This window comes from Occultella glacieicola (assembly GCF_004353825.1).
Taxonomy (GTDB): domain Bacteria; phylum Actinomycetota; class Actinomycetes; order Actinomycetales; family Beutenbergiaceae; genus Occultella; species Occultella glacieicola.
In genome coordinates this window covers 15,518-42,033 of sequence record NZ_SMNA01000017.1, presented here as the reverse complement: position 1 = coordinate 42,033, position 26,516 = coordinate 15,518, and the positions used below count along the sequence as shown (strand labels likewise).

Sequence of the window (26,516 nt, the reverse complement as noted above, 5' to 3'; positions counted from 1 at the left end):
CACACCGTTACGGGCTCGAACGCGGCTCGCAGACGATCTCACACTGGGTTGACCACCCGAGGATAACGAGAAGGTCGCGATCATGTCAGTGAATGATCTAGATCGAGACCTGCTCGTTACCACACTCGCGCCGGTCCTGGCCGGCTAGGACACGCCGCGAACCCGGCTTCGCTGCGCCGCTCGCGGAGCCGGCCCTGGCCCGGTCATTCGGTCAGCGGCATGGCGCTGACGATCCGGAGGAGTTCCGGCGCCAGTTCCCTGCGGCAGATGATCAGGTCGGGCACCACGTGGTCGGGCCGGTCGAGTGGGACCTCGCTGCCGTTCAGTAGGCTCGTGTGGAGCCCGGCCGCGCGTGCCACGGCAACCGGAGCCGCGACGTCCCAGACCGGCAGTCGGCCCAGGTGCAGGTGCGCGTCCGCCTCACCCCGCACGACGGCCGCGGTGCGGTACGCGACGGACCCGGCCCGGACAGCGCGACCGCCGATCGCCACGGCCACCGCGTCCACCAGCGCCGCGCTGGCGCCCCGCTCGACGACCAGGCGCCGCTGCGCCTCACCGGGATACGGCGGGGTCCTCGAATCGATGCTGAGCAGCATGTCCAGCCCCGGGAGAGCCACGGCGGCCGCCGTCACGACGCCCCCGGACCGGAGGGCGACGCTGACCCCCCAGTCCCGGCGGCCGGTCGCGAACTCCTCGGCGCCGTCCAGTGCGCCGATCAACCACGTGCGTCTGGCCCGCGGGTCCGAACTGCCCGCGTTCACGCCGGACAGCACCGAGTCCATCGGGCATCGTGCGATCAGTTGGGACGCCAGGAAACTGCCCGCCCGCGCCCGGGCGCGACGGCCGAGTTCGGAAGGCTCGAGCCCTGCACAGTCGGCGCGCAACTCCTCGAGGAGGTCGCCGGTCGAACCGGCCAGCACCTGGGCGAGGTGCAGGTCGTCGACGTCTGCCTCCATCGTCGCCGCGACGGGCGCCCGTCCGGCGATCATCGACGCACCACGCGCGACGTGGTGCCGGGAGGCGGGGATGCGCCCCCGTCGGGGGTACGAGGGCGCACCCCCTCCACCCGGCACCAACCCGCTGGTTCAATAGGCACCGCGGCCTCCGAGGACGGCGCGTGCGGTGCGCCAGAGGATCGTCAGATCCATGGTCAGGGTCCAGTTGTCGACATAGCGCAGGTCGAGCCGGATGGACTCCTCCCAGGACAGGTCCGAGCGGCCACTCACCTGCCACAGTCCGGTGAGCCCGGGACGGACCTGCAGCCGTTGGCGACTCGCGTCGTCGTATCCGGCGGCCTCGCTGACCAGCGGCGGCCGGGGACCGACGAGGGACATGTCACCGCGAAGCACGTTCCACAGCTGCGGGAGTTCGTCGATGGAGAAGCGGCGCAGGAACCGGCCGACCGGCGTGGTCCGGGGGTCGCGACGCATCTTGAACAGTGTGCCGTTGCCGTCACTGCGACCCTCGAGGGCCGCCAGGCGCGCCTCCGCATCCGGGTACATCGACCGCAACTTGTACATCGTGAACGGTCGGCCGTTCAGACCCACGCGAGTCTGCCGGAACAGCGCGGCCCCCCGGGAGGTCAGCCGGACCGCGATCGCAGCAGGGACGAGCACCAGCATGGCGAGCAGCAGGAGGACGGCGGCGAGCCCTCGATCGAGGACCGCCTTGCCCCAGTGGTGCCGCCGGCCCGGGCCGGTGGTCACGCTCAGCACCGGGGTGTCCGTCAGGCCCCGCAGCGACACTCTGGTCGAGCCGGCCCGGGCCACGTTCGGGGCCACCAGCAACTCGACGTCGAGCCCTTCGATCCGACGCCGGAACCTCGTCAGCTCCTCGACGCTCATGCCGTCCCCGGCGATCACCAGGGTCTCCACCCGCAGGCTCCGGATGAGGTCGGGCACCTCCTCGACGGTGCCGACCACGGGCGCGTCGGAGTCCTCGGCACCGCTGCCGGCGGGCGGGCAGATCCCGGTGATCGCGAAGCCGTGCCGAGGCTCGCGGGCGAGTTCGGCGAGGACCGGTGCGAGCCGCTCCGGCGAACCGACGAGGAGGGTGCGCCGCAACATCCTGCCCCGTGAGCGGGCGTGCCGAACCACGGAGCGCTGTCCGAGTCGCAGCGCGAGAGCGCCGCCGGTCATCAGGACGAGGCTGGTGATCACCGCCACCCGGGGCAGGTCCACGTTCACGAAGACCAGGGCCATCACCCCGACGGCCAGCAGCAATCCGCTGCGCGCGATGGCGGTGAGTTCGGCGGCGCCCGATGCGGCTCGACGAGTGTCGTAACCGTCGTGCAGGGCGACGGTCGTCACGAACAACGCGGCCACGACGACTCCGATGGCGAGCGCGAGGCCGCCCGGGTACATCAACGCGGCGGCGGGCCAGGTGACGGCCACGGCGATCACCGCGTCCGACGCGATCGCGATCGCCCGGTACCGACGGGAGGCCTCCGCCCAGGTCGGCTCCTCCTCAGCGGGAACCGGCGACGCGATCCGCGAGATCAGGCTGGCGAGGAGCTCCCCGCGGCCCGAGCGGATCCGAGAGGGACGGTCGGTTGTCAGTGCCACCGGTCTACCTCGTCGTCCTGTGCTCCGTGCGCGCAGGAGATCGTCCTCGCCGCATCGGTGATGACACGAATCAACACTGCCCCGTCCTCCGTCAACCTGGTGGCTTCCCGCGAAGCGAGGGGCGGGATCGGCCGCCTCTGACATCCCCGGCTGTGTGGAACTCAACCACCTGGGTTCGGGCGCGGTAAGGAGTTCGAGGGATGATTGCGAGGTGGCCGTGGGTGAACCAGATTCACGTGGCGGGTGAGGCGAGGGTGAGGCGTCCCACGACGGGGTGGGAGTTGATCGTTCCAAGCATGTGGCAGGCCGAACGGGCGTGCTCGGAACGCTCGATCAGCCGAGCGGAGCCACCCTCACCCCGTGCCGGGCGAGGCCCTCCACGCCCCCGTCCCGGGCCGTCAGAACCCAGATTCCACCCGGGTGGACCGCGACCGTGTGCTCGAAGTGGGCGGCACGGGAACCATCCACGGTGACCACCGTCCAGTCGTCGGCGAGGACCGCCGTCGCCGGCTCACCCCGCACGAGCATCGGCTCGACGGCGAGGCACATGCCGGCGCGGACCCGAGGTCCGCGGTGGCCGGAGCGATAGTTGAGCACGTCCGGCGGCTGGTGCATGGCCGAACCGATCCCGTGGCCGACGTACTCGGCGACGATCCCCAGCCCACCGGCGGCGGTGACGACGTCGTCGATGGCCTCGCCCACCTGACCGAGGCGCTCCGCCGTGGCGAGTGCCGCGATCCCCGCCCACATCGACTCCTCCGTGACCCGCACGAGGTCGAGGTCCGCGGGATCGGCGTCCGGCACCACGACCGAGAACGCCGAGTCACCATGCCATCCGTCCACGATGGCGCCGCCATCGACCGCGACCACGTCACCGGGCTCGATCACCCGCTCCCCCGGGATGCCGTGCACCACCTCGGAGTTGACCGACACACAGATCCGGGCCGGGAAGCCGTGGTAGTGCAGGAAGTTCGAGGTGGCGCCGGCGTCGGCGATCACCCGGGCGGCCACCTCGTCGAGCTCGCCCGTGGTCACCCCGGGCCGGATCCGCTCCCGTACCGCGTCGAGCAGGTCCGCGACCACGAGCCCCGCTCGGCGCATGATGCGCATCTGATCGGGGGTCTTGTACTCGATCCGGTCGCGGCCGAACACGACGCGGCTCAGTCGGCGTCGAGCGCGGCCAGCAGACGCTGGGTGACCTCGACGACATCGCCCATGCCGTCCACGCGGACCAGCAGCCCGCGCTCGGAGTAGAGCGAGACCAGCGGTGCGGTCTGCTCGGCGTACACCTCAAGACGGCGTCGAATGACGTCCTCGGTGTCGTCGGCGCGGCCCTGCTCCTGGGCCCGGTTCAACAGCCTGGCTACGACCTCCTCGGGGTCCGCCGTCAGTTCCACGACGCGGGTCAGCGCGGTGCCGGCACCGGCCAGCATGTCGTCCAGCTCGCGCACCTGGGCCTCGGTGCGCGGATAACCGTCGAGCAGGAAGCCGCCGACGGCGTCCGGCTGGGTCAGGCGGTCGGCGACCATCTCGTTGGTCACCTCGTCCGGGACGTACTCGCCCGAGTCCATGTACCGCTGGGCCAGCTTGCCGAGGTCGGTGCCCTCGGCAACGTTGGCACGGAAGATGTCACCGGTGGAGATGGCCGGCACGCCGAGGCGCTCGGCGACGCGCGCGGCCTGGGTGCCCTTGCCGGCTCCGGGCGGACCGAGGAGGACGAGTCGAGTCATCGGAGGAACCCTTCGTAGTGGCGCTGCTGGAGCTGCGCGTCGATCTGCTTGACGGTCTCCAGACCGACACCCACGACGATCAGCAGGGAGACGCCACCGAAGGGGATCTGGGTGCTGATGTTCATGAGCTTGAACGCGATCGTCGGGATCAGCGCGACCAGGGCGAGGTAGATCGCGCCGGCGGCGGTGATCCTCGAGATGACGAACTGCAGGTACTCAGCGGTGGGCCGGCCGGCGCGGATGCCCGGGATGAACCCGCCGTAGCGCTTCATGTTGTCCGCGACCTCGTCCGGGTTGAACGTGATCGAGGTGTAGAAGTACGCGAAGAAGATGATCAGCACGATGTAGATCGCGATGTGGATGTTCGCGCCGGGGTCCATGAGGTTCACCGCGACCCACTGCACCCATGGGGTGGTCTGGTCCTCGACGAACTGCGCCGCGAGGGTCGGGAGCGCGAGAAGGGATGAGGCGAAGATCACCGGGATCACACCGGACATGTTGATCTTGATCGGGATGTACGTGCTCGAGCCCCCGTACATGCGTCGGCCGACCATGCGCTTCGCGTACTGCACCGGGATCCGGCGCTGGGACTGCTCGACGAAGACGATCAGGCCGACGACCAGGATCGCGATGACGAGGAAGATCGTGAAGTTGACGATCCCGTTGTCCGAGGTGGCGATCTGCCACATCGCGCTCGGGAACGACGCCGCGATCGAGGTGAAGATCAGCAGCGACATCCCGTTGCCGACACCGCGCTCGGTGATGAGCTCACCCATCCACATGATCAGGCCGGTCCCGGCGGTCATCGTGACGATCATCAGGATCATCGTGACGGCCGAGTCGTTCGGGATGATCGGGACCCCGCAGTCCGGGAACAGGTTGCCGGTCCGGGCGACCGTGATGATCGTGGTCGCCTGGAGGACTGCCAGGAAGATGGTCAGGTAGCGGGTGTACTGGGTCAGCACCGCGGTGCCGGACTGGCCCTCCTTGTGCAGGGCCTCGAACCGTGGGATGACCACCCGCAGGAGCTGGATGATGATGCTCGCGGTGATATACGGCATGATCCCGAGGGCGAACACCGACAGCTGGAGCAGTGCGCCACCACTGAAGAGGTTGACCAGGCCGAGGACGTCCTGGCCATCGCCTGCGGTGCCGATGCACTGCTGGACGTTGACGTAGTCGACGCCGGGCGTGGGGACGAACGAACCGAGCCGGAACAGGGCCATCATGGCCAGCGTGAAGAGCAACTTCTTCCGCAGGTCCGGGGTCCGGAACGCGCGAGCGAATGCGCCGAGCAAAGGTCCTCCTGCTTGGGTCAACGGGTCGGTGCGCATCTCGCGCACACCGGTTCGCCCGATGGGTACCGTCCGACCTTAACGGTCGTCGGGCCGGTAACGGCGTACGGCGGCGCAGGAACCATTGTTTCCTGCGCCGCCGTACACCTTGGGTGCCTCAGGCCTGCTCGATGCTTCCGCCTGCTGCGACGATCTTGTCCTTCGCGGACGCGGAGTACGCGTGCGCGGTGACGTCCAGCTTCACGCTGACCTCGCCGGTGCCGAGCACCTTGACCGGGTGGCCGTCACGCACGGCACCCTTCGCGACCAGGTCGGACACGCTGACCGCGCCACCCTCGGGGTAGAGCGCCGACAACTTGTCCAGGTTCACCACCTGGTACTCGGTACGGAACGGGTTCCGGAACCCGCGCAGCTTCGGCAGCCGCATGTGCAGCGGCGTCTGACCACCTTCGAACCGCGCCGGCACCTGGTAACGCGCCTTCGTGCCCTTGGTGCCGCGACCGGCGGTCTTGCCCTTGGATCCCTCACCGCGACCCACACGGGTCTTCGCGGTCCTGGCACCCGGGGCGGGACGCAGGTGGTGCACCTTGAGGGTGCCCGGACGCGACTCGGTGGCCGCCTCCGACTTCGCGGACTTCTCCGCCACGGCCTTGTCGGCCTTGTTCTCCGCCTTCACAGCCTTCTCAGCCATGTCAGTCGACCTCCTCGACGGTGATCAGGTGCGCCACCGTGGTGACCATGCCGCGGATCTCGGGACGGTCCTCCTTGACGACGGTGTCGCCAATGCGCTTCAGACCGAGCGAGCGCAGCGTGTCGCGCTGGTTCTGCTTGCCGCCGATGACGGACTTCTTCTGGGTGACCTTGAGCTGCGTCATGATGCCACCGCCCCGGAGGTCGAAGCCTCAGCGGCCTCGCTGCGTCCGGCGGCCTGCGCCCGCAGCAACGCCGCCGGGGCGACGTCCTCGAGCGGGAGTCCGCGCCGGGCGGCGACGGCCTCGGGCTGCTCGAGACCCTGGAGCGCGGCCACCGTGGCGTGCACGATGTTGATCGCGTTCTCGGACCCGAGCGACTTGGACAACACGTCGTGGATCCCGGCGCAGTCCAGGACGGCGCGGACCGGACCGCCGGCGATGACCCCGGTACCCGGCGACGCCGGGCGCAGGAACACCACGCCGGCCGCCGCCTCACCCTGCACCTGGTGCGGGATGGTGCGCTGGATCATCGGAACCTTGAAGAAGTTCTTCTTGGCCTCCTCGACACCCTTGGCGATCGCCGCGGGCACCTCCTTGGCCTTGCCGTAGCCGACGCCCACGGTGCCTTCACCGTCGCCGACGACGACCAGGGCGGTGAAGCTGAACCGCCGCCCGCCCTTGACGACCTTCGAGACGCGGTTGATGGTCACGACGCGCTCGACGTAGGCGTTCTTGTCGGCGTCGTTCCCGCGACGGTTGTCCCCGCCGCGGCGGTCGCGGCGATCGTTGGAGCGCTCGTTCGAACGCTCGCCGGTGCCGCCACCGGCGGTGCCGGCGGTCCCGCCGGTCCTGCTGCGCTGTGGAGCAGCCATCATGCGATCCTTTGCTTGTCGGAATGCTGGGCCGTGGTCACAGGGACAGTCCCCCCTCGCGGGCGCCCTCGGCGACCGCTGCGACCCGTCCGTGGTACTTGTTGCCGCCACGATCGAACACGACGGCGTCGACGCCCTTGGCCTTCGCACGCTCGGCGACGAGCTCGCCGACCTGGCGAGCCTTGTCGGTCTTCGCACCGTCGCCGCTGCGCAGGTCTGCCTCGAGCGTCGAGGCGGACACCAGCGTCGTGCCGGTGGTGTCGTCGACCAGCTGCGCCACCATGTGGCGAGCCGATCGGTTCACGACCAGGCGGGGACGCTCGGGAGTGCCGGTGACGCGCTTGCGCACCCGGAGGTGACGCCGCGACCGGGCGACGCGCTTGCCCGTTCCCTTGATGGACAGAGCCATGGCTACTTACCAGCCTTTCCGACCTTGCGGCGGACCTGCTCGCCCGCGTACCGCACGCCCTTGCCCTTGTAGGGCTCGGGCTTGCGGATCTTCCGAATGTTCGCGGCGACCTCGCCGACCTGCTGCTTGTCGATGCCCGCGACCGAGAACTTGGTCGGGGACTCGACGGCGAAGGTGATGCCCTCCGGGGCGGTCACGGAGACCGGGTGGGAGAAGCCGAGCGCGAACTCCAGGGTGGAACCCTTGGCGACCACGCGGTACCCGGTACCGACGATCTCGAGCTTCTTCTCATAGCCCTGCGTGACGCCCTGCACCAGGTTGGCGAGCAGGGTGCGGGTCAGGCCGTGCAGCGAACGCGACTCGCGCTCGTCGTTCGGGCGGCTGACCACGAGCGCGCCGTCGTCGTCGCGGGCGACGGTGATGGGCGCGGGGATGGTGTGTGCAAGGGTGCCCTTGGGACCCTTGACCGTGACCTCGGCGCCGTCGATGTTGACATCGACGCCGCTGGGAACGGTGACCGGAACCTTACCGATTCGAGACATGGGGTTCTCCTCCTGATTCCCTGGTCACCAGACGTAGGCGAGGACTTCCCCACCCACGCCCTTCTTGGCCGCCTGACGGTCGGTGAGCAGGCCCGAGGAGGTGGACAGGATCGCCACGCCCAGGCCGCCGAGCACCTTCGGCAGGTTGGTCGACTTCGCGTAGACCCGGAGCCCCGGCTTCGAGACACGACGCACCCCCGCGAGCGAGCGCTCACGGTTCGGGCCGAACTTCAGCGAGAGGTTCAGGGTCTTGCCCACCTCGGCGTCCTCGACGGACCAACCGGTGATGTAGCCCTCCGCCTGGAGGATCTCCGCGATGTGGGACTTGAGCTTGGAGTACGGCATCGGAACCGACTCGTGATACGCCGAGTTCGCGTTGCGCAGACGCGTCAACATGTCGGCGATCGGGTCTGTCATTGTCATTGGGCTGTTGCCCTTCCTCGCCGCGGTTTCCTCATCGGGACCTGCGACGTAGTCGTTTTACCAGCTGCTCTTGGTCACGCCGGGGAGCTGGCCGGCAAGGGCCATCTCCCGCAGGCACACTCGGCACAGGCCGAACTTGCGGTACACCGAGTGCGGACGGCCGCAACGGTTGCACCGGGTGTAGGCCCGCACACCGAACTTCGGCTTGCGGTTCGCCTTCTGGATCAGCGCGGTCTTCGCCATCTGCGCTCAGGCCTCCTGGAACGGGAAGCCGAGTCGACGCAGCAGCGAACGACCCTCCTCGTCCGTGGTAGCGGTCGTGACGACCGTGATGTCCATGCCGCGGACACGGTCGATCTTGTCCACGTCGATCTCGTGGAACATCGACTGCTCCGTGAGGCCGAAGGTGTAGTTGCCGTTCCCGTCGAACTGCTTCGGGGACAGCCCGCGGAAGTCACGGATCCGCGGCAGCGCGAACGTCAGGAGCCGGTCCAGGAACTCCCACATGCGGTCGCCCCGGAGCGTCACGTGCGCGCCGATCGGCTGACCCTCGCGCAACTTGAACTGCGCGATCGACTTGCGGGCCCGGGTGGTCTGGGGCTTCTGGCCGGTGATCGCGGTCAGGTCGCGGATGGCGCCCTCGATGACCTTGGAGTCGCGAGCGGCGTCCCCGACGCCCATGTTGACGACGATCTTGGTCAGACCCGCCACCTGGTTGACGTTCGCGTGCGAGAACTCCTCGCGAAGTCCCGCAATGATCTCCTCGCGGTACTTCTGCTTGAGCCGGGGCAGCGCGACGGGGGCGTCCGCCGACGTTTCGGTGACGGTGCTCATGAGATGTCCTTACCGGAACGCTTGGCGACGCGGACCCGCTGCGTGCGGGTGCGGCCGTCACGTTCGACCTCTTCCGTGCGGTAGCCGACCCGGGTGCCCTTCTTGGTCTCGGCGTCCACCACCATCACGTTGCTGATGTGGATCGGGGCCTCGACGGTCTCGATGCCGCCGGTGCGCGAGCCCCGCTGGGACTGCGCGACCTTGGTGTGGCGCTGCACGCGCTGCACACCCTCGACGATCACCCGGTCGGAGTCGACCAGGACCTCGAGGACCCGCCCCTGCTGGCCCTTGTCGCGGCCCGCGATGACGACCACCAGGTCGCCCTTCTTGACCTTTGCCATGGTTACAGCACCTCCGGTGCGAGCGAGACGATGCGCATGAACTTCTTGTCACGCAGCTCGCGGCCCACGGGGCCGAAGATGCGCGTGCCGCGCGGCTCGCCGTCGGCCTTGAGGATCACTGCTGCGTTCTCGTCGAATCGGATGTAGGAGCCATCCGGACGCCGGCGCTCCTTCACCGTACGAACCACGACCGCCTTGACGACGTCGCCCTTCTTCACGTTGCCGCCGGGGATCGCGTCCTTGACGCTGGCGACGATGACATCGCCGATGCCGGCGTAGCGACGACCGGAACCGCCGAGAACGCGGATGCAAAGGATCTCCTTGGCACCCGTGTTGTCGGCGACCTTGAGTCGCGACTCCTGCTGGATCATGTGGATCTACTCCTGTCGTCGTGCCGGTTCTCGCTCTCGAGCGAGCCTTGCCGAACGGATGGTTGTCAGGTGCCCGGCCCGGATGCGCGCACCCGGGCTCAGGCGGTTCTACTTGGCCTTCTCGAGGATCTCGACGACGCGCCACCGCTTGCTGGCGGACAGCGGACGGGTCTCCATGATCAGCACGAGGTCACCGATGCCGACCTCGTTCGCCTCGTCGTGGGCCTTGACCTTGTTGGTGCGACGCATGACCTTGCCGTAGAGCGGGTGCTTGACCCGGTCCTCGACCTCGACCACGACGGTCTTGTCCATCTTGTCGCTGACCACATAACCGCGGCGGACCTTGCGGTCGGCCCGCGTGGCCTCGTCGGCCCCGGTCTCCGGGGTGGTGGGGGTGCTCATTGTCGTTGCCTCGTTCACTTCGCGTCGGCGGTGGGCTCGGTACGGATCCCGAGCTCGCGCTCGCGCAGGATCGTGTAGATGCGGGCGATGTCGCGACGCACCGTCTTCAGCCGGCCGTGGTCCTCGAGCTGGCCGGTGGCCGAGGAGAACCGCAGGTTGAACAGCTCCTGCTTGGCCTTCTTCAGCTCGGCGACCAGGCGCTCGCTGTCCATGCCGTCGAGCTCGGACGGCGCCAGTTCCTTGGATCCGATAGCCATCACGCGTCACCACCCTCGCGACGCACGAAACGCGTCTTCATCGGGAGCTTGTGCTGCGCGCGGCGCAGGGCCTCGCGAGCAAGCTCTTCGTTCACTCCGGCGAGCTCGAAGAGAACTCGACCGGGCTTGACATTGGCGACCCACCACTCCGGCGAACCCTTGCCGGAACCCATGCGGGTCTCGGCCGGCTTCTTGGTGAGCGGGCGGTCGGGGAAGATGTTGATCCACACCTTGCCGCCACGCTTGATGTGACGGGTCATGGCGATACGAGCAGCCTCGATCTGGCGGTTCGTGACGTACGCGGGCTCGACGGCCTGGATGCCGAAGTCGCCGAACGTGACGTTCGTTCCGCCCTTGGCCGCGCCACGCCGGGTGGGGTGGTGCTGCTTGCGGTGCTTGGTGCGCCGGGGGATGAGCATGGCTCAGGCCTCCGTCTCGGAGCCGCCGGCCGGAGCCGCGGCGGGGGTGGTTGCGGGGGCTTCGGCGGCGGGCGCCGAAGGGGCGTCGTTGCGACGACCGCGGGGGCGGTCGCCACGGTCGCCACGACCACGCGGTCGGGGACCGGAGTTGACCTGGTCGGCAGCGAACTGCTTCTCGGTCTGGTCGCCCTTGTAGATCCACACCTTGACGCCGATGCGTCCGAAGGTGGTGCGCGCCTCGAAGAAGCCGTAGTCCACGTACGCCCGCAGGGTGTGCAGCGGCACGCGACCCTCGCGGTAGAACTCGCTCCGGCTCATCTCGGCACCACCGAGGCGACCGGAGCACTGCACCCGGATGCCCTTGGCACCGGCGCGCTGCGCGGACTGCATGCCCTTGCGCATCGCACGACGGAAGGAGACCCGCGAGGCGAGCTGCTCGGCGATGCCCTGGGCGACGAGCTGGGCGTCGATCTCGGGGTTCTTCACCTCGAGGATGTTCAGCTGCACCTGCTTGCCGGTGAGCTTCTCGAGCTCACCGCGCAGGCGGTCGGCCTCGGCGCCGCGGCGTCCGATGACGATGCCCGGGCGGGCGGTGTGCAGGTCGACGCGGACCCGGTCGCGGGTGCGCTCGATCTCCACCTTGGAGATTCCGGCCCGCTCCAGGCCGGTGGCCATCAGCTTGCGGATCTCGACGTCCTCGCGGACGTAGTCGCGGTAGCGCTGCCCCTCCTTGGTGGAGTCAGCGAACCAGCGGGACCGGTGGTCGGTGGTGATGCCGAGCCGGAACCCTGTGGGGTTGACCTTCTGGCCCATCAGCGAGCCCCTCCCTTGGTCTGTCGCTCAGCCACGATCACGGTGATGTGGCTGGTGCGCTTGAGGATCTGGTTGGCCCGTCCCTGGGCACGCGGCCGGAACCGCTTCAGCGTGGGACCTTCATCCACGAACGCCTCCGCGATGACCAGGTCGCCCTCGTTGAAGGCGACCGAGGCCTGCTCGGCCTTCACGCGGGCGTTGGCGACCGCGCTCTCCACTACCTTGCGCACGGTCTCCGCCGCCGCCTGGGGGGCATAGCGGAGCACGGCCACGGCCTCATCGGCCTGCTTGCCGCGGATGATGTCCACGACGCGCCGGGCCTTCTGGGGCGTGACGCGCACGAACCGCGCCTGCGCCTTGGCTTCCATCGATGTCCTGCCTTCTCAAAGAGTGTGCTTGGTGAGTTCGCGTGCCGCGAGATCAGCGACGACGCGCCTTGCGGTCGTCCTTCTCGTGCCCACGGAACGTGCGGGTCGGGGCGAACTCCCCCAGCTTGTGGCCGACCATCGACTCGGTGACGAACACCGGGACGTGCTTGCGACCGTCGTGAACTGCAAAGGTGTGACCCAGGAAGTCGGGGGTGATGACCGACCGACGGGACCAGGTCTTGATGACGTTCTTCGTGCCCTTCTCGTTCTGCACGTCCACCTTCTTCTGCAGGTGGCCGTCCACGAAGGGACCCTTCTTCAGACTGCGAGGCATCTCGTCGTCGTCTCCCTATCAGCGCTTCTTGCCGGTACGGCGACGGCGCACGATGAGCTTGTCGCTCGGCTTGTTCGGACGGCGGGTACGGCCCTCGGTCTGGCCCCAGGGGCTGACCGGGTGACGTCCACCGGAGGTCTTGCCTTCACCACCACCGTGGGGGTGGTCGACCGGGTTCATGGCGACACCACGGACGGTCGGGCGCTTGCCCTTCCACCGCATCCGGCCGGCCTTGCCCCAGTTGATGTTGGACTGCTCGGCGTTGCCCACCTCACCGATGGAGGCGCGGCAGCGGAGGTCGACGTTGCGGATCTCACCGGAGGGCATCCGCAGCTGTGCGTACGGGCCGTCCTTCGCGACGAGCTGCACCGAGGAGCCGGCCGACCGGGCGATCTTCGCACCGCCGCCGGGCTTGAGCTCGACGGCGTGGATGACGGTACCGACCGGGATGTTGCGCAGCGGGAGGTTGTTGCCCGGCTTGATGTCGGCGCCCGCGCCGTTCTCGATACGGTCACCCTGCTTCAGGCGGACCGGGGCGAGGATGTAGCGCTTCTCGCCGTCGGCGTAGTGCAGCAGAGCGATACGCGCGGTGCGGTTCGGGTCGTACTCGATGTGCGCGACCTTCGCGGGCACGCCGTCCTTGTCGTGACGACGGAAGTCGATCACGCGGTAGGCGCGCTTGTGGCCACCGCCGATGTGCCGCGCCGTGATCCGGCCCGAGGAGTTGCGGCCGCCGCTCTTGGTGAGCGGACGGACCAACGACTTCTCCGGCGTCGTGCGGGTGATCTCGACGAAGTCGGCAACGGACGAACCGCGGCGGCCCGGCGTCGTCGGCTTGTACTTACGGATTCCCATGGGATTAGATCCTCAATCTGTTCTGGTCCGAGAGTCGGCGTCAGCCGACCGCTCCGCCGAAGATGTCGATGCTGCCCTCGCGCAACGTGACGATGGCGCGCTTGGTGTCCTTGCGCTTGCCCATCCCGAAGCGCGTGCGCCGCGTCTTGCCCTTGCGGTTGATCGTGTTCACCGACGCGACCTTGACGTTGAAGATCTGCTCGATGGCGATCTTGATCTCGGTCTTGTTCGAGCGCGGGTCCACCACGAAGGTGTACTTGCCCTCGTCGAGAAGGTTGTAGCTCTTCTCGGAGACGACCGGGGAGATCACGACGTCGCGCGGGTCCTTGAGTGCTGCGCTCACTTCTGCTCCTCCTCGACCTCGGCAGAGCTGGCGACGGCGGTCGCGCCACGGCCCGCTGCGGGGCCGGCCACGAATGCCTCGTAGGCGCCCGACGTGAAGACCACGTCGTCGCTCACCAGCACGTCGTAGGTGTTGAGCTGGTCCGGGTAGATCAGGTGCACCGAGGGCACGTTGCGCAGGCTCTTCCAGCTGAGCTCGTCCGCTCGCTCGAGCACCACGAGGACGTGGCGCGAGGAGGCGACCCCGACGAGTACCGACACCGCGGTGGCGGTCGACGGCGTGTCGCCGGTCACGAAGGAACTCACCACGTGCAGGCGGCCGGCGCGAGCGCGGTCGGAGAGCGCACCGCGCAGGGCGGCGGCCTTCATCTTCTTGGGGGTCCGCTGGCTGTAGTCGCGCGGAACCGGCCCGTGGACGATGCCACCGCCGGCGAACTGCGGCGCGCGGGTCGAGCCCTGACGGGCGCGGCCGGTGCCCTTCTGCTTGTAGGGCTTGCGACCACCGCCGCGGACCTCTCCGCGGGTCTTGGTCTTGTGCGTCCCCTGGCGGGCCGCCGCGAGCTGGGCGACGACGACCTGGTGGATCAGCGGCACGTTGGTCTGGACGTCGAAGATCTCAGCGGGGAGATCCACCGACCCGGACTTCTTGCCCTTGGCGTCGATGACGTCGATCACGGTTGCGTCGGTCATGACTCTCACGCCCCCTTCACGGCGGTGCGAACGACGACCAGTCCGCCCTTGGGACCGGGGACGGCGCCGGTGATCAGCACCAGGCCCTTCTCGGCGTCCACGGCGTGGATGGTCAGGCTCTGGGTGGTCTGGCGGTCGTGGCCCATCCGGCCGGCCATGCGCAGGCCCTTGAACACGCGCGACGGGGTAGAGGCCCCACCGATCGAGCCCGGCTTGCGGTGGTTGCGGTGCGCACCGTGGGAGGCGCCCACCCCGGAGAAGCCGTGCCGCTTCATGACACCGGCGGTGCCCTTGCCCTTGGTGGTGCCGATCACGTCGACCAGGGCACCGGCCTCGAACGTCTCCGCGGTCAGTTCCTGGCCGACCTCGTAGGACTCGGCGTCGGAGGTGCGGAACTCGGCTGCGTGCCGGCGCGGGGTCACGCCCGCCTTGTCGGCGCGCACCCGGAGGGGCTGGGTGACCTTCCGCGGGTCGATCTGGCCGAAGCCGAGCTGGACAGCGGAGTAGCCGTCCTTATCCACCGTGCGGATCTGGGTCACGACGTTGGTGCCCACCTGCACGACGGTGACCGGGAGCTGACGACCGGCGTCGTCCCACACCTGGGTCATGCCGAGCTTCGTGCCGAGGATCGCCTTGACGGCGCGCTCGGACTGCTGGGGAGTAGAAGTCATGACTGAGTCCTCAGAGCTTGATCTCGATGTTGACGTCGGCCGGCAGGTCGAGTCGCATGAGCGAGTCCACGGCCTTCGGCGTCGGGTCCACGATGTCGATCAGCCGCTTGTGCGTGCGCATCTCGAAGTGCTCGCGGCTGTCCTTGTACTTGTGCGGAGAACGGATGACGCAGAACACGTTCTTCTCGGTTGGCAGCGGCACCGGGCCCACGACCGTCGCACCAGCGCGAGTCACCGTGTCGACGATCTTGCGCGCCGAACTGTCGATGACCTCGTGGTCGTAGGACTTGAGCCGGATGCGGATCTTTTGTCCCGCCATGGCGTCGTCTGACTCTCTCTCTTAGTACCAACTGACCGACCCCCGCGCTCGGGCGTGTCGCGCTGTGCGGCGCACCCCACCGCCGTACACCGGTTGGTGTTGGGTCGGAAGATGACTTGTGTGATCCGTTCGCCTGCCCCGCGGGCCAGTCAAATCGGATCGGTCTGGGTCGGCTGCCGCGTCGATGGCCGGACTCGTCGTGTCTGCGCCCGGCCGGAAACCTCCGACCCACGCACACGCGTGTCCTGCACCCCTCGCACGAGGCAACCTGAACAGTCTGCCACAGGTCATGGGCAGATCCCAACTCGGGCACCGGTGGCCTGCACCACACGGCCCGACGCCGGAGGTCACGTCGGCCGGGGGCCGCACCCCTCGGATGGCCTCCGTCACCGTACCAGCAGGACTCGAGGCCGCACGGGAGGGCTCGCCCGGACGCGAGCCGGTCCCGCCGGGCACGAGCCGGGAACGCGGGACGGACGGCGGCCGAGTTCGACATCGCCGTCGGCCCGGAGGCCGCCCTCGGACCGCGTCCGCCGTCCAGCGGCGCGGCTCAGAGACCGACGATCTTCGCGTTCTCGTCCAGCCCGAGGATCTCGACCCGCAGGCTCAGGTTCGCCACGTTGAAGCTGATGTACTTGCCGGCGCCCACGGACGCGGGCCGCTCCTGGCCGAGCGAGATGTCGCCGATGGTACCGCGGGCGAAGCCCGACCTCCCCGTGACGATGACCTGCTGGCCGACCCGGAACGTGCCGCTCTCGACGCGACCGGTGAACACGACACCGCTGCCGGGCACCTGGAACGCGTCGGTGAGCTTCAGCGTGGCCGCACCCGGCCCGGCCTCAGGCGCCTCGGCGTCCCACAGCGCCTCCGCCTCGGCTGGCGTCGGACCCTTGGCGTCATTCCCCTGTGTGAACCATCCCATGCGGACCAGCCTATCCGGCACCCGGGCCCGGCCGGTCGCGGGGACATGGGGACCTCTGCCACGTCCGGAGCGCCCGGCAACCACCGGTCCCGGCGGCCGCTCGGGCCCGAGCGGGGACGACGAAGGGCCCGCCGGCGTGACGCCGTCGGGCCCTTCGTCATGTCCCGCGCCGGGCTCGCGCCCGGCGGTGGATCACTTGATGATCTTGACCACTCGACCGGAGCCGACGGTCCGGCCACCCTCACGGATGGCGAAGCCGAGGCCCTCCTCCATGGCGATCGGCTGGATCAGCTCGACCGTCATCTCGGTGTTGTCGCCCGGCATGACCATCTCGGTGCCCTCGGGCAGCGTGATGACGCCGGTGACGTCGGTGGTGCGGAAGTAGAACTGCGGACGGTAGTTCGCGTAGAACGGGTTGTGACGGCCGCCCTCGTCCTTGGCCAGGATGTAGACCTGGGCCTCGAAGTCGGTGTGCGGCGTGATCGAACCCGGCTTGGAGACGACCTGGCCGCGCTCGACGTCCTCACGCTTCGTGCCACGCAGCAGCAGCCCGACGTTCTCGCCCGCGTCAGCGGTGTCGAGCAGCTTCCGGAACATCTCGATGCCGGTGACGATCGTCTTCTGCGGGGCGCGGATACCGACGATCTCCACCTCCTCGTTGACCTTCAGCTGGCCACGCTCCACCCGACCGGTGACGACGGTGCCGCGGCCGGTGATGGTGAAGACGTCCTCGATCGGCATGAGGAAGGGCTTCTCGATGTCGCGGACCGGGTCCGGGACGTTCTCGTCGACGGCCTCCATGAGGTCCTCGATGGACTTGACCCAGACCGGGTCGCCCTCGAGGGCCTTCAGACCGGAGACGCGCACGACCGGCGCCTCGTCGCCGTCGAACTCCTGGCTCGACAGCAGCTCGCGGACCTCCATCTCGACGAGCTCGAGGATCTCCTCGTCGTCGACCATGTCGGACTTGTTGAGCGCGACGAGCAGGTAGGGCACACCCACCTGGCGGGCGAGCAGCACGTGCTCACGCGTCTGGGCCATCGGACCGTCGGTCGCCGCGACCACCAGGATCGCGCCGTCCATCTGCGCGGCACCGGTGATCATGTTCTTGATGTAGTCAGCGTGACCGGGGGCGTCAACGTGCGCGTAGTGGCGCTTCTCCGTCTGGTACTCCACGTGGGAGACGTTGATCGTGATGCCGCGCTGACGCTCCTCGGGAGCGTTGTCGACCTGGTCGAACGGGGTGAACTCGTTCAGGTCCGGGTACTTGTCAGCGAGCACCTTGGAGATGGCAGCCGTCAGCGTCGTCTTGCCGTGGTCGACGTGACCGATCGTGCCGATGTTGACGTGCGGCTTGGTCCGCTCGAACTTGGCCTTCGCCACTGGGTTCCTCCTGGAACTTGGGTAGTTATACGCAGCATCTGAGGTGACTGGCTGTCGCCCCACTGAGACTGAGTGATCCTACGGGTCGGTTTGGTGATGGTGAAACAGGGTCGACCTGTGGGACTACTCGCCCCGGGTCTTCTTGATGATCTCCTCGGAGACATTCCGAGGCACTTCGGCGTAGTTGCTGAACTGCATCGAGTACACCGCACGACCCTGGGTCTTGGACCGCAGGTCACCGATGTAGCCGAACATCTCCGACAACGGCACCAAGGCGCGAACCACCTTAACGCCGCTGGCGTCCTCCATCGACTGGATCTGGCCACGGCGGGAGTTCAGGTCGCCGATGACGTCGCCCATGTACTCCTCGGGCGTGCGCACCTCGACGTCCATGACCGGCTCCAGCAGCACCGGGTCGGCGCGCTTGACGCCTTCCTTGAGGGCCATCGAGCCGGCGATCTTGAAGGCCATCTCGGAGGAGTCGACGTCGTGGTACGCGCCGTCCAGGAGGGTGGCCTTGATACCCACGAGCGGGTAGCCGGCGAGCACGCCGACCTGCAGGGCGTCCTGCACACCGGCGTCGACGCTCGGGATGTACTCCCGCGGGACGCGGCCACCGGTGACCTTGTTGTCGAACTCGTACAGTTCGCCCGACTCGCTGTCGAGGGGCTCGAAGGTCATCTGGACCTTCGCGAACTGGCCGGAGCCGCCGGTCTGCTTCTTGTGGGTGTAGTCGAGCTTCTCCACCTTGCGGCGGATCGTCTCGCGGTAGGCGACCTGCGGCTTGCCGACGTTCGCCTCGACGCGGAACTCGCGACGCATGCGGTCCACCAGGATGTCCAGGTGGAGCTCGCCCATGCCGCCGATCTCGGTCTGGCCGGTGTCCTCGTTCTGCGAGACGGTGAACGTCGGGTCCTCGGCCGAGAGCTTCTGGATGGCCGTGGACAGCTTCTCCTGGTCACCCTTCGTCTTCGGCTCGATGGCCACGAAGATGACCGGGTCCGGGAAGGACATCGACTCGAGCACGATCGGCGCATCGAGGGCCGACAGGGTGTCACCGGTGGTGGTGTCCTTGAGGCCGATCGCGGCGTAGATGTGGCCGGCGTGGGCCTCCTCGACCGGGTTCTCCTTGTTGGCGTGCATCTGGAACAGCTTCCCGATGCGCTCCTTGCGGCCCTTGGTCGTGTTCATGACCTGGTCGCCGGGGTGGGCGACGCCGGAGTAGACGCGGATGAACGTCAGCGTCCCGAAGAACGGGTGCGCCGCGATCTTGAACGCGAGGGCGGAGAACGGCTCCTCCTCCGAGGGCGCGCGGGTCAGCTCGACCGCCTCGTCCTTCGGGTCGTGACCGATCATCGGCGGCACGTCGATCGGGGACGGCAGGTAGTCGATGACCGCGTCCAGCATCGGCTGCACGCCACGGTTCTTGAAGGCCGAGCCACAGAACACGGGGTAGGCCTCGGAGTTGATCGTCATCTTGCGGATGCCGGCCTTGAGCTCGGAGTTGCTGATCTCCTCGCCCTCCAGGAACTTCTCCATGAGCTCGTCGGACGACTCGGCGACGTCCTCGATCAGCTGGGCGCGGTAGGACTGCGCGCGCTCGAGGAGGTCCTCGGGGATCTCGCGGGTCTCGTAGGCGGCACCCATGCTCACGTCACCCTTGGCGTCACCCGGCCACACGAACGCCTTCATCGTGACCAGGTCGACGACGCCCACGAATTCGCTCTCGGAGCCGATCGGCAGCTGCATGACCAGCGGCTTGGCACCGAGACGCTTGATGATCGTGTCGACCGTGTAGTAGAAGTCCGCACCGAGCTTGTCCATCTTGTTGACGAAGCAGATGCGCGGCACGTCGTACTTGTCGGCCTGACGCCACACCGTCTCGGACTGCGGCTCGACGCCCTCCTTGCCGTCGAAGACGGCGACGGCGCCGTCGAGGACGCGCAGCGAGCGCTCCACCTCGACCGTGAAGTCCACGTGGCCCGGGGTGTCGATGATGTTGATCTGGTTGCCGTTCCAGAAGGAGGTCACCGCGGCGGAGGTGATCGTGATGCCGCGTTCCTTCTCCTGCTCCATCCAGTCGGTGGTCGACGCACCGTCGTGCGTCTCACCGAGCTTGTGGTTGACCCCCGTGTAGAACAGGATCCGTTCCGTGGTGGTGGTCTTGCCGGCGTCGATGTGGGCCATGATGCCGATGTTGCGGACCTTGGTGAGGTCGGTCAGCACGTCGAGTGCCACAGTTGCTCTCTTCTGGTCGATACGAGCGTGATCAGGTGGGTCATGGCGCCGGGGGTGCCGGCGCCACGACCGGGTCGACTACCAGCGGTAGTGCGCGAAGGCCTTGTTCGACTCGGCCATCTTGTGGGTGTCCTCGCGGCGCTTGACCGCGGCACCGAGGCCGTTCGAGGCGTCGAGGATCTCGTTCATGAGTCGCTCGGTCATCGTCTTCTCGCGGCGGGCGCGCGCGTAGTCGACGAGCCACCGCAGGGCCAGCGTGGTCTGACGCGAGGCGCGGACCTCGATCGGCACCTGGTACGTCGCACCGCCGACGCGGCGGGACCGGACCTCGAGGGTCGGACGGACGTTCTCCAACGCGCGCTTGAGCACGACCGCCGGGTCGGACTGCGTCTTCTCGCGGACGCCCTCGAGGGCGCCGTAGACGATCCGCTCGGCGGTGGACTTCTTGCCGTCCAGCAGCACCCGGTTCACCAGCTGGGTGACCGTCGGCGAGCCGTAGACGGGATCGATCGCGAGCGGCCGCTTCGGGGCCGGACCCTTACGAGGCATTACTTCTTCTCCTTCTTCGCGCCGTAGCGGCTGCGAGCCTGCTGACGGCCGCGAACGCCCTGGGTGTCGAGGGCGCCACGCACGATCTTGTAACGGACACCCGGGAGGTCCTTCACACGGCCACCGCGCACGAGCACGATGGAGTGCTCCTGCAGGTTGTGACCGACGCCGGGGATGTAGGCCGTGACCTCGATCTGGCTGGACAGCTTCACGCGGGCAACCTTGCGCAGGGCCGAGTTCGGCTTCTTGGGGGTCGTCGTGTACACGCGGGTGCACACGCCGCGACGCTGGGGGCTGCCCTTGAGGGCAGGCGTCTTGGTCTTGCCGACCTTGGCGCTGCGACCCTTGCGGACCAGCTGCTGAATGGTGGGCACTACATCTCCGTCTCGAAAGTCTGACTGCTCGTTGGTGATCGGGGTGCCGATCAGGACCGGAACACTGCTCGCGCCCGGCGTATTCCACCCCGACGTGACCCCCGCGCTCGGGCGTGTCGGCCCCGGTTCTTCACACACACCTCGCCCATCACAGGCCCATCACGGGATGTAGTGGTGGTCGGTGTGCGTGCCGGACGGGGGCGAACCCACCGCACGCTCGTCCTTGGTCGAGCCCCCTTCGGAGCCGCGGCCTGGTGAGGAGCGCGCACGCGAGAGCCCGACAGAGCGGGCACTGCCGACCAGAGTACTCTCCGCGCGACGAGGGCGTCAAAGGCGGGCGGCATGGTGTGGTGCGAAACACCCTCCACCGACCCGGCCGCTGGTCTGCGGCACCAACCTAGCGCCGATCGGAGGTTCATGGTGGGACCTCGTTCGCGGAGTCCACGTTCCGGACGCGCACTACGCTCGAGGCAGGTGACGGTCGGCCGCTCGCAGGTGGCGGGAACGGCAGGAGAAGGGGTCGACGATGACGACACACGGCGATCACGACGGCGCGGTCGAGTCCGCGACGGCGGTCGCGCCGATGCCGGGGACGCCCGCGGGAGCCCGCCCGACCGGGCTGCCCGAGACCTCCGGACGACCGGGCACCCCGCCGGCCCGCTACGCGGTCGGGATGTTCGGCACGTCGATCCCGATCAACATGTTCACGGCCTTCATGGCGTACTTCTACATCGTCGAACTCGGCATGGACGGGCGCGCCTACGCGGCGGTCATGGGCGTCTACGCGGTCATCGACGCGATCGACAACCCGGTCTACGGCTATCTCTCCGACCGGACCCGGAGCCGGTGGGGCCGCCGCCGCCCGTGGATGATCCTGGCCGCACCGATCCTCGCGATCTCGTTCATCCTGTTCTTCTCGCCGCCCACCGGCCTCGAGGGCACCACCCTGATCGTCTGGTTCGCCGTCTTCACCGTGCTGACCGGTACCTCCGACTCCCTTGTGAACGCCAACTACGGTGCTCTGCTGCCGGAACTGTTCCCGAACGAGCGCCGCCGCGCGGTCGCGAACTCGCTCCGGCAGGGCTTCCAGCTGGTCGCGATGATCATCTCGGTGGCGCTGACCCCGATGATCACGACCGCGATCGGCTACTCCCGGACGGCCATGATCTTCGGGGCCGTCGCGGCCGTGGTGATCATCTTCTGCGCGCTCGGTGCCCGTGAGGATCCACGGGCCCTGTCCGCCGAGCAGCCTCGGCTGCTCGACTCGCTGCGGGTCATCGTCGCGAACCGGAAGTTCTGGCTGATCGCCGTCACCAGCGGGCTCTACTCCGCCGGCATGGCGCTGGTGATCGCCGCCGTCGCGTTCTTCGTCAAGTACACGCTGCGCCTGCCCGAGGGCAACGCCACGTACCTGCTCGCCACGGTCATCGGCATCTCCGCCATGTGCCTGCTGCTGTGGACCCGGCTGGTCCGGCGGTACGGCCCGGAACCGATCTGGCGGATCGCCCTGATCGTGCTCGCGCTCGCGCTGGCGTCGATGTCGCTGGCGAACTCGCTGGCCACCGCGATCGTCTGCGGAGCCCTGGTCGGCCTCGGCTACAGCGGGGTGATGGCCACCATGGACCTGATCGTGGCCAGACTCCTCGACGAGGACACCGCGCGCACCGGGGTCCGCCGGGAGGGCATGTTCCTGTCCGCGTTCGGCTTCTTCAACCGGCTGAACGCGTTCGTGAAGTCCCTCGGCTTCCTCGCCGTGGCCGCCCTGTTCGGGTTCCACAGCGGCGACGACACGGGCACTCGCCCGGACGAGGCGGCCCGGTTCCTGCTCTCCACCTTCCCGTTCGTCCTGGTGACCTGCGCCGCGATCCTGTCCCGGTTCGTCCGGTTCGACCGCGGCGCAGCAGCCGAGATCGTCCCGACGGGGACCATCGATGGCCCCGCCGGCGCGGAGGTCGCAGAGGCGGCGGCGGTCCACGACCCGAACACCGGCGCCCGGGTGAGCGACGACGACCCGCCCGCCGCGCCCCGTCAGGCCGGCGAGCCTCCCCGCGCATGAGCGGAGACGTCCGTGCCATCCGTGCCATCATCACCGCGGACGACCTGGGCCTGTCCCCCGCGGTCAACGACGCCGTCGCGGAGTTGGCCGCGTCCGGCACCGTCACGGCGACCTCGTTGCTGGTCGGGCGGGACCACGCACAGGCGGCCCTCGAGCTCGAACTGCCGATCGCCGTCGGGCTCCACGTGGAGTTCGAGCCGGCCTGGCTCGCCACGGCGGGCCACGCCGAGATCGAGGCCGCGATCGAGGACCAGGTGGACTGGATGCGCACCCGCGCCGCTCCGCCCACCCACCTCGACCTGCACACGGAGGCTCTCTACGGCCTTGGCCCGGAGGCGACCCGGCCGGGCGGGGTCCTCATGGAGGCCATCGCCGTGGCCGCCCGGCACCGCCTGCCGCTCCGGTTGCCCAGACGTCTGCCCGACGGCACCGGAGCACCTGCCGCACATCGGCTCGCCGTCGCCCTGGCGGACGACTCCGGGGTCCGGCTTCCGGAGACGATCCACACCGACCCGCGGCCAGTGGCGGCGATCGACGGCCCGCGGGACGCGGCACGCACCTACGCCGCTGCCGTGGGGACGCTCCCGGCCGGGGTCAGCGAGTTCTTCCTGCATCCGGCCGTCGCCGAGATCGACGGACTGGGCGCCAAGCGCGTCTGGGAGTTCGAACTGCTCCGGGACGGCCTGCTGCGGGCGCGCCTCGAGGCGGCGGGGGTCGTGCCGACCAGCTGGGCCGCGCACGGGGCATCGCCCCAGGAGGGAGCCGGGCCTTGACGCCCGTCCGGGGGCGCGAGTAAGTTCTCGCTCTTGTGTCCGCACTCGCCGTCTACGCCGGTCTCGGCTGGCGCAGGTGGTCCGCGTACCGCTCCGCAGCCGCCGCCGGGGCGTTCACGAACTCGGTGTTCGGCCTCATCAAGGCGGCCATCACCATGGGGGCGATCGGGGCCGCGGGCGGCACGCTGGCGGGCTACGACGCGCTCACCGGTGCGACCTACGCCTGGCTCGCCCAGGCCCTGATCGGCCCCGTGAACGTGTTCACCTGGACCGAGCTCGCGGAGCGGATCCGGACCGGCGACATCGCCATCGACCTGGCTCGCCCGATCGACCCTCAGGCCGGCTATCTCGCCGCGGATCTGGGCCGGGCCGCGTTCCAACTCCTACCACGAGGTGCGCCACCGCTGCTGGTCGGCGCGCTCGTGACCGGACTGGCACTGCCCGCCGAGGCTCTCCCCTACCTGCTCGGCCTCGTCTCGGTGACCCTCGCCGTCGTGGTGTCGTTCGCGTGCCGCTGGCTCATGAATCTGGCGGCCTTCTGGCTCCTCGAGCTGCGCGGGGTGACGACGCTCTACCTGGTCGCCTCCAACCTCCTCTGCGGCCTGGTCGTCCCGGTGCACTGGTTCCCGCCCTGGCTGGCGACGATCGCGGCGTGGACGCCGTTCCCGGCGATGCTGCAGCACCCGATCGACATCATCATGGGCCGGGCCGACGGGCCGGAGGCGTTCATCCTGCTCGGTGAGCAGGTCGCCTGGGCGATCGGCCTGCTCGTGATCGGTCGCGTGGTGTTCGAGGTCGGGGCCCGGAAGGTGGTGGTGCAGGGTGGCTGAGCTGCTGAGGCCCTACCGGGCGCTGCTCGCCTCGCGGTTGCGCGCCCAGCTGGCCTACCGACGGTCCTTCGCCATGGACCTCGTCGGCGCGGCCGGGATCGGGGTCCTCGAGCTCGCCGAGGTGCTCGTAATCTTCTCCTCGATCAGCGTGCTCGGCGAGCTGGATCTGGCCGGGGCGTTGCTGCTGTTCTCCTTCGCCGGGATCGGCTTCTCAACCGCGGACATGGTGGTCGGGCACGTGGACTCGCTACCCCGGTACCTGCGCACCGGAACACTGGACGCGTTCCTGCTGCGACCGCTGCCGGTGCTGGCCCAGCTCATCACCAGCGACCTGCAGCTACGCCGACTCGGCCGCACGGCCGTGGCCGTGGTGGTCCTGGTGGTCGCCCTGTCGATGAACACGATCGCGTGGTCGCCGGCGCTGGTGGCCCTGGCCGTCCTCACGCCGGTGTTCAGCGCGGTGATCTTCGCAGCGCTGTTCGTGTGCGCGGCCGGCGTGCAGTTCTGGCTCGTGGAGGGCGGGGAGTTCGCGAACGCGTTCACCTACGGCGGCAACTATGCGGCCTCGTACCCGACCTCGATCTTCACGCTGCCGATGCGGGTGCTGTTCACGTTCGTGGTGCCGGCCGCGTTCACCGCGTACCTACCGACCCTGGTCCTGCTGGGCCACTCCGGCCCGGCCTGGACCCCGGCGGTGCTTGGCTGGTTCGCGCCGGTTGCGGCCGCGGGGATCTGGACCGTCGCCCTGCTCGGCTGGCGGGCGGGCCTGCGTCACTACACGGGAGCGGGATCATGACCGAACCGATCATCAGCGCGACGGACCTGAGCCGGGACTTCGTCGTCCACACCGGTCGCGGCCTGCGCCGACGGCGTTCGGTCACCCGCGCGGTCGCCGACCTGGCCTTCACGATCGAGGCGGGCGCCGCCGTCGGCTACATCGGCGCCAACGGCGCCGGGAAGTCCACCACGATCAAGATGCTCACCGGCATCCTGGTGCCCACCAGCGGACGGGTCCGCACCTGTGGCCTCGACCCGCACCGCCACCGCCGGGAACTGGCGCGGCGGATCGGGGTGGTGTTCGGGCAGCGGTCCCAGCTGTGGTGGGACCTGCCACTCTCGGAGTCCTACCGCGCCCTGGCGGCGATCCACCGGCTCGGGCCCCAGGCGCTGCGGGCGCGGCGCGACACGCTCGTCGAGCGGCTCGACCTCGGCGACTTCCTCGAGACACCGGTGCGCCAGTTGAGCCTCGGGCAGCGCATCCGGGGTGAGATCGCGGCGGCGCTGCTGCACTCCCCCGACCTCCTCATCCTCGACGAGCCGACCATCGGGCTCGATGTGCTCAGCAAGGAGCGGCTGCGCCAGTTCCTGCTCGAGGAACGCGCCACGTCCGACACCACGCTCCTGCTGACCACGCACGACATGGACGACGTGCAGCGCCTGACCGACCGGATCATCGTGGTCGACCACGGGCGGATGGCCTACGACGGCACCCTCGCCGGCCTCGTCCGGCGGGTCGGTGCCGACCGGGTGATCGTCGTCGACCTGGAGGAGAACGCGGCCCCACTCGATGACGTCGCCGGCACCCGGCTGCTCGGCGTCGAGGCCGACGGGCTACGTCAGCGGCTGGCCTTCACACCCGGATCGACGACGGCGGCCGCGGTCCTCGCGCAGGTGTCGGCACGGGCCTCGGTGCGCGACCTGACGATCGAGGAGCCGGACATCGAGGACGTGGTCCGACGGCTGTACGCCAGCGGGGCCTGAGCCGGCAGCCATCCTCGGCCCCTTGCCCGGTGCCGCCACCGAGGCCGGGCAGACGAGCGGCGGTGGCGCCGAGCGCCACCGCCGCTG

The 26,516-nt window shown here is 69.0% G+C and carries 36 protein-coding genes; 5 read left to right on the top strand and 31 right to left on the bottom strand.

Annotated elements, in window-relative coordinates; genetic code table 11:
- Positions 1 to 203: 203 nt before the first annotated feature.
- From EXU48_RS23215 to rpsL, 31 genes are all read right to left on the bottom strand, one after another.
- Positions 204 to 989, bottom strand: a complete 786-nt coding sequence (locus EXU48_RS23215) for an inositol monophosphatase family protein (RefSeq protein WP_133110084.1) — start codon at positions 987 to 989, stop codon at positions 204 to 206.
- 96 nt (positions 990 to 1,085) lie between these two features.
- Positions 1,086 to 2,564 carry a sugar transferase gene (locus tag EXU48_RS23210; protein WP_165962961.1) on the bottom strand — a complete coding sequence of 493 codons (1,479 nt, stop codon included), beginning with the start codon at positions 2,562 to 2,564 and terminating at the stop codon, positions 1,086 to 1,088.
- A 333-nt stretch (positions 2,565 to 2,897) separates the two neighbouring features.
- Positions 2,898 to 3,716 carry a type I methionyl aminopeptidase gene (map, locus tag EXU48_RS23205; protein ID WP_133110082.1) on the bottom strand — a complete coding sequence of 273 codons (819 nt, stop codon included), beginning with the start codon at positions 3,714 to 3,716 and terminating at the stop codon, positions 2,898 to 2,900.
- 8 nt (positions 3,717 to 3,724) lie between these two features.
- On the bottom strand, positions 3,725 to 4,294 hold the full coding sequence (locus EXU48_RS23200) for an adenylate kinase (protein WP_133110081.1): 570 nt from the start codon (positions 4,292 to 4,294) through the stop codon (positions 3,725 to 3,727).
- Positions 4,291 to 5,592 carry a preprotein translocase subunit SecY gene (gene secY, locus EXU48_RS23195; RefSeq protein WP_133110080.1) on the bottom strand — a complete coding sequence of 434 codons (1,302 nt, stop codon included), beginning with the start codon at positions 5,590 to 5,592 and terminating at the stop codon, positions 4,291 to 4,293. Before secY ends, EXU48_RS23200 begins: the two co-directional genes overlap by 4 nt.
- Before the next feature lie 154 nt (positions 5,593 to 5,746).
- Positions 5,747 to 6,280, bottom strand: a complete 534-nt coding sequence (rplO, locus tag EXU48_RS23190; RefSeq protein ID WP_133110079.1) for a 50S ribosomal protein L15 — start codon at positions 6,278 to 6,280, stop codon at positions 5,747 to 5,749.
- A 1-nt stretch (position 6,281) separates the two neighbouring features.
- Complete coding sequence (rpmD, locus tag EXU48_RS23185) at positions 6,282 to 6,464, bottom strand: 50S ribosomal protein L30 (RefSeq protein ID WP_133110078.1); 183 nt, start codon at positions 6,462 to 6,464, stop codon at positions 6,282 to 6,284.
- Complete coding sequence (gene rpsE, locus EXU48_RS23180; protein ID WP_133110077.1) at positions 6,461 to 7,153, bottom strand: 30S ribosomal protein S5; 693 nt, start codon at positions 7,151 to 7,153, stop codon at positions 6,461 to 6,463. The genes rpmD and rpsE overlap by 4 nt, the downstream gene beginning before the upstream one ends.
- A gap of 37 nt (positions 7,154 to 7,190) precedes the next feature.
- A complete protein-coding gene (gene rplR / locus EXU48_RS23175) occupies positions 7,191 to 7,562 on the bottom strand; it encodes a 50S ribosomal protein L18 (RefSeq protein ID WP_133110076.1) in 372 nt (123 codons plus the stop codon).
- 2 nt (positions 7,563 to 7,564) lie between these two features.
- Positions 7,565 to 8,104, bottom strand: a complete 540-nt coding sequence (rplF, locus tag EXU48_RS23170; protein ID WP_133110075.1) for a 50S ribosomal protein L6 — start codon at positions 8,102 to 8,104, stop codon at positions 7,565 to 7,567.
- A 24-nt stretch (positions 8,105 to 8,128) separates the two neighbouring features.
- Positions 8,129 to 8,527: a 30S ribosomal protein S8 gene (gene rpsH / locus EXU48_RS23165; protein WP_133110074.1), complete on the bottom strand. Its 399-nt coding sequence runs from the start codon at positions 8,525 to 8,527 to the stop codon at positions 8,129 to 8,131.
- A gap of 57 nt (positions 8,528 to 8,584) precedes the next feature.
- Positions 8,585 to 8,770, bottom strand: coding sequence for a type Z 30S ribosomal protein S14 (locus tag EXU48_RS23160; protein WP_133110073.1), 186 nt, complete (start codon positions 8,768 to 8,770; stop codon positions 8,585 to 8,587).
- 6 nt (positions 8,771 to 8,776) lie between these two features.
- Complete coding sequence (gene rplE, locus EXU48_RS23155) at positions 8,777 to 9,361, bottom strand: 50S ribosomal protein L5 (protein ID WP_133110072.1); 585 nt, start codon at positions 9,359 to 9,361, stop codon at positions 8,777 to 8,779.
- Entirely contained in the window at positions 9,358 to 9,702 is a 345-nt protein-coding gene (gene rplX, locus EXU48_RS23150; protein ID WP_133110071.1) for a 50S ribosomal protein L24, read from the bottom strand. The genes rplE and rplX overlap by 4 nt, the downstream gene beginning before the upstream one ends.
- Positions 9,703 to 9,704: 2 nt before the next feature.
- A complete protein-coding gene (gene rplN / locus EXU48_RS23145) occupies positions 9,705 to 10,073 on the bottom strand; it encodes a 50S ribosomal protein L14 (RefSeq protein WP_133110070.1) in 369 nt (122 codons plus the stop codon).
- Positions 10,074 to 10,181: 108 nt separating this feature from the next.
- A complete protein-coding gene (gene rpsQ / locus EXU48_RS23140; RefSeq protein ID WP_133110069.1) occupies positions 10,182 to 10,475 on the bottom strand; it encodes a 30S ribosomal protein S17 in 294 nt (97 codons plus the stop codon).
- A gap of 14 nt (positions 10,476 to 10,489) precedes the next feature.
- Positions 10,490 to 10,732, bottom strand: a complete 243-nt coding sequence (gene rpmC, locus EXU48_RS23135) for a 50S ribosomal protein L29 (protein ID WP_133110068.1) — start codon at positions 10,730 to 10,732, stop codon at positions 10,490 to 10,492.
- Positions 10,732 to 11,151, bottom strand: coding sequence for a 50S ribosomal protein L16 (gene rplP, locus EXU48_RS23130; protein WP_133110067.1), 420 nt, complete (start codon positions 11,149 to 11,151; stop codon positions 10,732 to 10,734). The genes rpmC and rplP overlap by 1 nt, the downstream gene beginning before the upstream one ends.
- Positions 11,152 to 11,154: 3 nt before the next feature.
- A complete protein-coding gene (rpsC, locus tag EXU48_RS23125; protein ID WP_133110066.1) occupies positions 11,155 to 11,964 on the bottom strand; it encodes a 30S ribosomal protein S3 in 810 nt (269 codons plus the stop codon).
- Positions 11,964 to 12,332 carry a 50S ribosomal protein L22 gene (gene rplV, locus EXU48_RS23120; protein ID WP_133110065.1) on the bottom strand — a complete coding sequence of 123 codons (369 nt, stop codon included), beginning with the start codon at positions 12,330 to 12,332 and terminating at the stop codon, positions 11,964 to 11,966. The genes rpsC and rplV overlap by 1 nt, the downstream gene beginning before the upstream one ends.
- Positions 12,333 to 12,384: 52 nt before the next feature.
- On the bottom strand, positions 12,385 to 12,666 hold the full coding sequence (gene rpsS / locus EXU48_RS23115; protein WP_133110064.1) for a 30S ribosomal protein S19: 282 nt from the start codon (positions 12,664 to 12,666) through the stop codon (positions 12,385 to 12,387).
- An 18-nt stretch (positions 12,667 to 12,684) separates the two neighbouring features.
- The gene (rplB, locus tag EXU48_RS23110; RefSeq protein WP_133110063.1) at positions 12,685 to 13,521 is read right to left on the bottom strand and encodes a 50S ribosomal protein L2; all 837 of its coding nucleotides are present in this window, start codon (positions 13,519 to 13,521) and stop codon (positions 12,685 to 12,687) included.
- Between the two features lie 40 nt (positions 13,522 to 13,561).
- The gene (gene rplW / locus EXU48_RS23105; protein ID WP_133110062.1) at positions 13,562 to 13,864 is read right to left on the bottom strand and encodes a 50S ribosomal protein L23; all 303 of its coding nucleotides are present in this window, start codon (positions 13,862 to 13,864) and stop codon (positions 13,562 to 13,564) included.
- Positions 13,861 to 14,553, bottom strand: coding sequence for a 50S ribosomal protein L4 (rplD, locus tag EXU48_RS23100; protein WP_133110061.1), 693 nt, complete (start codon positions 14,551 to 14,553; stop codon positions 13,861 to 13,863). Before rplD ends, rplW begins: the two co-directional genes overlap by 4 nt.
- A 5-nt stretch (positions 14,554 to 14,558) precedes the next feature.
- A complete protein-coding gene (gene rplC / locus EXU48_RS23095) occupies positions 14,559 to 15,224 on the bottom strand; it encodes a 50S ribosomal protein L3 (protein WP_133110060.1) in 666 nt (221 codons plus the stop codon).
- A gap of 10 nt (positions 15,225 to 15,234) precedes the next feature.
- Complete coding sequence (gene rpsJ, locus EXU48_RS23090; protein WP_006946210.1) at positions 15,235 to 15,543, bottom strand: 30S ribosomal protein S10; 309 nt, start codon at positions 15,541 to 15,543, stop codon at positions 15,235 to 15,237.
- Positions 15,544 to 16,093: 550 nt separating this feature from the next.
- Positions 16,094 to 16,465: a hypothetical protein gene (locus tag EXU48_RS23085; RefSeq protein ID WP_133110059.1), complete on the bottom strand. Its 372-nt coding sequence runs from the start codon at positions 16,463 to 16,465 to the stop codon at positions 16,094 to 16,096.
- A gap of 192 nt (positions 16,466 to 16,657) precedes the next feature.
- Entirely contained in the window at positions 16,658 to 17,848 is a 1,191-nt protein-coding gene (gene tuf, locus EXU48_RS23080; protein WP_133110058.1) for an elongation factor Tu, read from the bottom strand.
- A 123-nt stretch (positions 17,849 to 17,971) separates the two neighbouring features.
- Entirely contained in the window at positions 17,972 to 20,086 is a 2,115-nt protein-coding gene (fusA, locus tag EXU48_RS23075) for an elongation factor G (RefSeq protein ID WP_133110057.1), read from the bottom strand.
- Between the two features lie 78 nt (positions 20,087 to 20,164).
- Entirely contained in the window at positions 20,165 to 20,635 is a 471-nt protein-coding gene (gene rpsG, locus EXU48_RS23070) for a 30S ribosomal protein S7 (RefSeq protein WP_133110056.1), read from the bottom strand.
- Positions 20,635 to 21,009: a 30S ribosomal protein S12 gene (gene rpsL, locus EXU48_RS23065; protein ID WP_133110055.1), complete on the bottom strand. Its 375-nt coding sequence runs from the start codon at positions 21,007 to 21,009 to the stop codon at positions 20,635 to 20,637. The genes rpsG and rpsL overlap by 1 nt, the downstream gene beginning before the upstream one ends.
- 526 nt (positions 21,010 to 21,535) lie before the next feature.
- On the opposite strand from rpsL, the gene EXU48_RS23060 reads away from it, so the two are divergent.
- Genes EXU48_RS23060 through EXU48_RS23040 form a run of 5 tightly spaced genes read left to right on the top strand, consistent with a single transcriptional unit; the run spans position 21,536 to position 26,429 of the window.
- Positions 21,536 to 23,065, top strand: coding sequence for an MFS transporter (locus tag EXU48_RS23060; RefSeq protein WP_133110054.1), 1,530 nt, complete (start codon positions 21,536 to 21,538; stop codon positions 23,063 to 23,065).
- On the top strand, positions 23,062 to 23,838 hold the full coding sequence (locus EXU48_RS23055) for a ChbG/HpnK family deacetylase (RefSeq protein ID WP_133110053.1): 777 nt from the start codon (positions 23,062 to 23,064) through the stop codon (positions 23,836 to 23,838). Before EXU48_RS23060 ends, EXU48_RS23055 begins: the two co-directional genes overlap by 4 nt.
- A 35-nt stretch (positions 23,839 to 23,873) precedes the next feature.
- Positions 23,874 to 24,668 (top strand): ABC transporter permease, encoded by a 795-nt coding sequence (locus EXU48_RS23050; RefSeq protein WP_235857227.1) that lies wholly within the window; start codon positions 23,874 to 23,876, stop codon positions 24,666 to 24,668.
- Positions 24,661 to 25,464, top strand: coding sequence for an ABC transporter permease (locus tag EXU48_RS23045; RefSeq protein WP_133110052.1), 804 nt, complete (start codon positions 24,661 to 24,663; stop codon positions 25,462 to 25,464). The genes EXU48_RS23050 and EXU48_RS23045 overlap by 8 nt, the downstream gene beginning before the upstream one ends.
- Entirely contained in the window at positions 25,461 to 26,429 is a 969-nt protein-coding gene (locus EXU48_RS23040) for an ABC transporter ATP-binding protein (RefSeq protein WP_133110051.1), read from the top strand. The genes EXU48_RS23045 and EXU48_RS23040 overlap by 4 nt, the downstream gene beginning before the upstream one ends.
- Positions 26,430 to 26,516 lie beyond the last annotated feature (87 nt).

Bases quoted from the DNA above. Each gene is read 5' to 3' on its own strand.
- rpsS (WP_133110064.1), bottom strand. From the start codon at position 12,666: ATGCCTCGCAGTCTGAAGAAGGGTCCCTTCGTGGACGGCCACCTGCAG.
- EXU48_RS23040 (WP_133110051.1), top strand. From the start codon at position 25,461: ATGACCGAACCGATCATCAGCGCGACGGACCTGAGCCGGGACTTCGTC.
- rplE (WP_133110072.1), bottom strand. From the start codon at position 9,361: ATGAGCACCGTCACCGAAACGTCGGCGGACGCCCCCGTCGCGCTGCCC.
- rplV (WP_133110065.1), bottom strand. From the start codon at position 12,332: ATGGAAGCCAAGGCGCAGGCGCGGTTCGTGCGCGTCACGCCCCAGAAG.
- EXU48_RS23200 (WP_133110081.1), bottom strand. From the start codon at position 4,294: ATGACTCGACTCGTCCTCCTCGGTCCGCCCGGAGCCGGCAAGGGCACC.
- rpsJ (WP_006946210.1), bottom strand. From the start codon at position 15,543: ATGGCGGGACAAAAGATCCGCATCCGGCTCAAGTCCTACGACCACGAG.
- rplN (WP_133110070.1), bottom strand. From the start codon at position 10,073: ATGATCCAGCAGGAGTCGCGACTCAAGGTCGCCGACAACACGGGTGCC.
- rpmD (WP_133110078.1), bottom strand. From the start codon at position 6,464: ATGACGCAGCTCAAGGTCACCCAGAAGAAGTCCGTCATCGGCGGCAAG.
- rplB (WP_133110063.1), bottom strand. From the start codon at position 13,521: ATGGGAATCCGTAAGTACAAGCCGACGACGCCGGGCCGCCGCGGTTCG.
- rpsG (WP_133110056.1), bottom strand. From the start codon at position 20,635: ATGCCTCGTAAGGGTCCGGCCCCGAAGCGGCCGCTCGCGATCGATCCC.
- EXU48_RS23215 (WP_133110084.1), bottom strand. From the start codon at position 989: ATGATCGCCGGACGGGCGCCCGTCGCGGCGACGATGGAGGCAGACGTC.
- EXU48_RS23060 (WP_133110054.1), top strand. From the start codon at position 21,536: ATGACGACACACGGCGATCACGACGGCGCGGTCGAGTCCGCGACGGCG.
- rplP (WP_133110067.1), bottom strand. From the start codon at position 11,151: ATGCTCATCCCCCGGCGCACCAAGCACCGCAAGCAGCACCACCCCACC.
- rplC (WP_133110060.1), bottom strand. From the start codon at position 15,224: ATGACTTCTACTCCCCAGCAGTCCGAGCGCGCCGTCAAGGCGATCCTC.
- EXU48_RS23055 (WP_133110053.1), top strand. From the start codon at position 23,062: ATGAGCGGAGACGTCCGTGCCATCCGTGCCATCATCACCGCGGACGAC.
- rplF (WP_133110075.1), bottom strand. From the start codon at position 8,104: ATGTCTCGAATCGGTAAGGTTCCGGTCACCGTTCCCAGCGGCGTCGAT.
- rpsH (WP_133110074.1), bottom strand. From the start codon at position 8,527: ATGACAATGACAGACCCGATCGCCGACATGTTGACGCGTCTGCGCAAC.
- rpsQ (WP_133110069.1), bottom strand. From the start codon at position 10,475: ATGAGCACCCCCACCACCCCGGAGACCGGGGCCGACGAGGCCACGCGG.
- rpsE (WP_133110077.1), bottom strand. From the start codon at position 7,153: ATGGCTGCTCCACAGCGCAGCAGGACCGGCGGGACCGCCGGCACCGCC.
- rplX (WP_133110071.1), bottom strand. From the start codon at position 9,702: ATGGCAAAGGTCAAGAAGGGCGACCTGGTGGTCGTCATCGCGGGCCGC.
- rplR (WP_133110076.1), bottom strand. From the start codon at position 7,562: ATGGCTCTGTCCATCAAGGGAACGGGCAAGCGCGTCGCCCGGTCGCGG.
- EXU48_RS23085 (WP_133110059.1), bottom strand. From the start codon at position 16,465: ATGGGATGGTTCACACAGGGGAATGACGCCAAGGGTCCGACGCCAGCC.
- rpmC (WP_133110068.1), bottom strand. From the start codon at position 10,732: ATGGCTATCGGATCCAAGGAACTGGCGCCGTCCGAGCTCGACGGCATG.
- rplO (WP_133110079.1), bottom strand. From the start codon at position 6,280: ATGGCTGAGAAGGCTGTGAAGGCGGAGAACAAGGCCGACAAGGCCGTG.
- rpsC (WP_133110066.1), bottom strand. From the start codon at position 11,964: ATGGGCCAGAAGGTCAACCCCACAGGGTTCCGGCTCGGCATCACCACC.
- rplD (WP_133110061.1), bottom strand. From the start codon at position 14,553: ATGACCGACGCAACCGTGATCGACGTCATCGACGCCAAGGGCAAGAAG.
- EXU48_RS23160 (WP_133110073.1), bottom strand. From the start codon at position 8,770: ATGGCGAAGACCGCGCTGATCCAGAAGGCGAACCGCAAGCCGAAGTTC.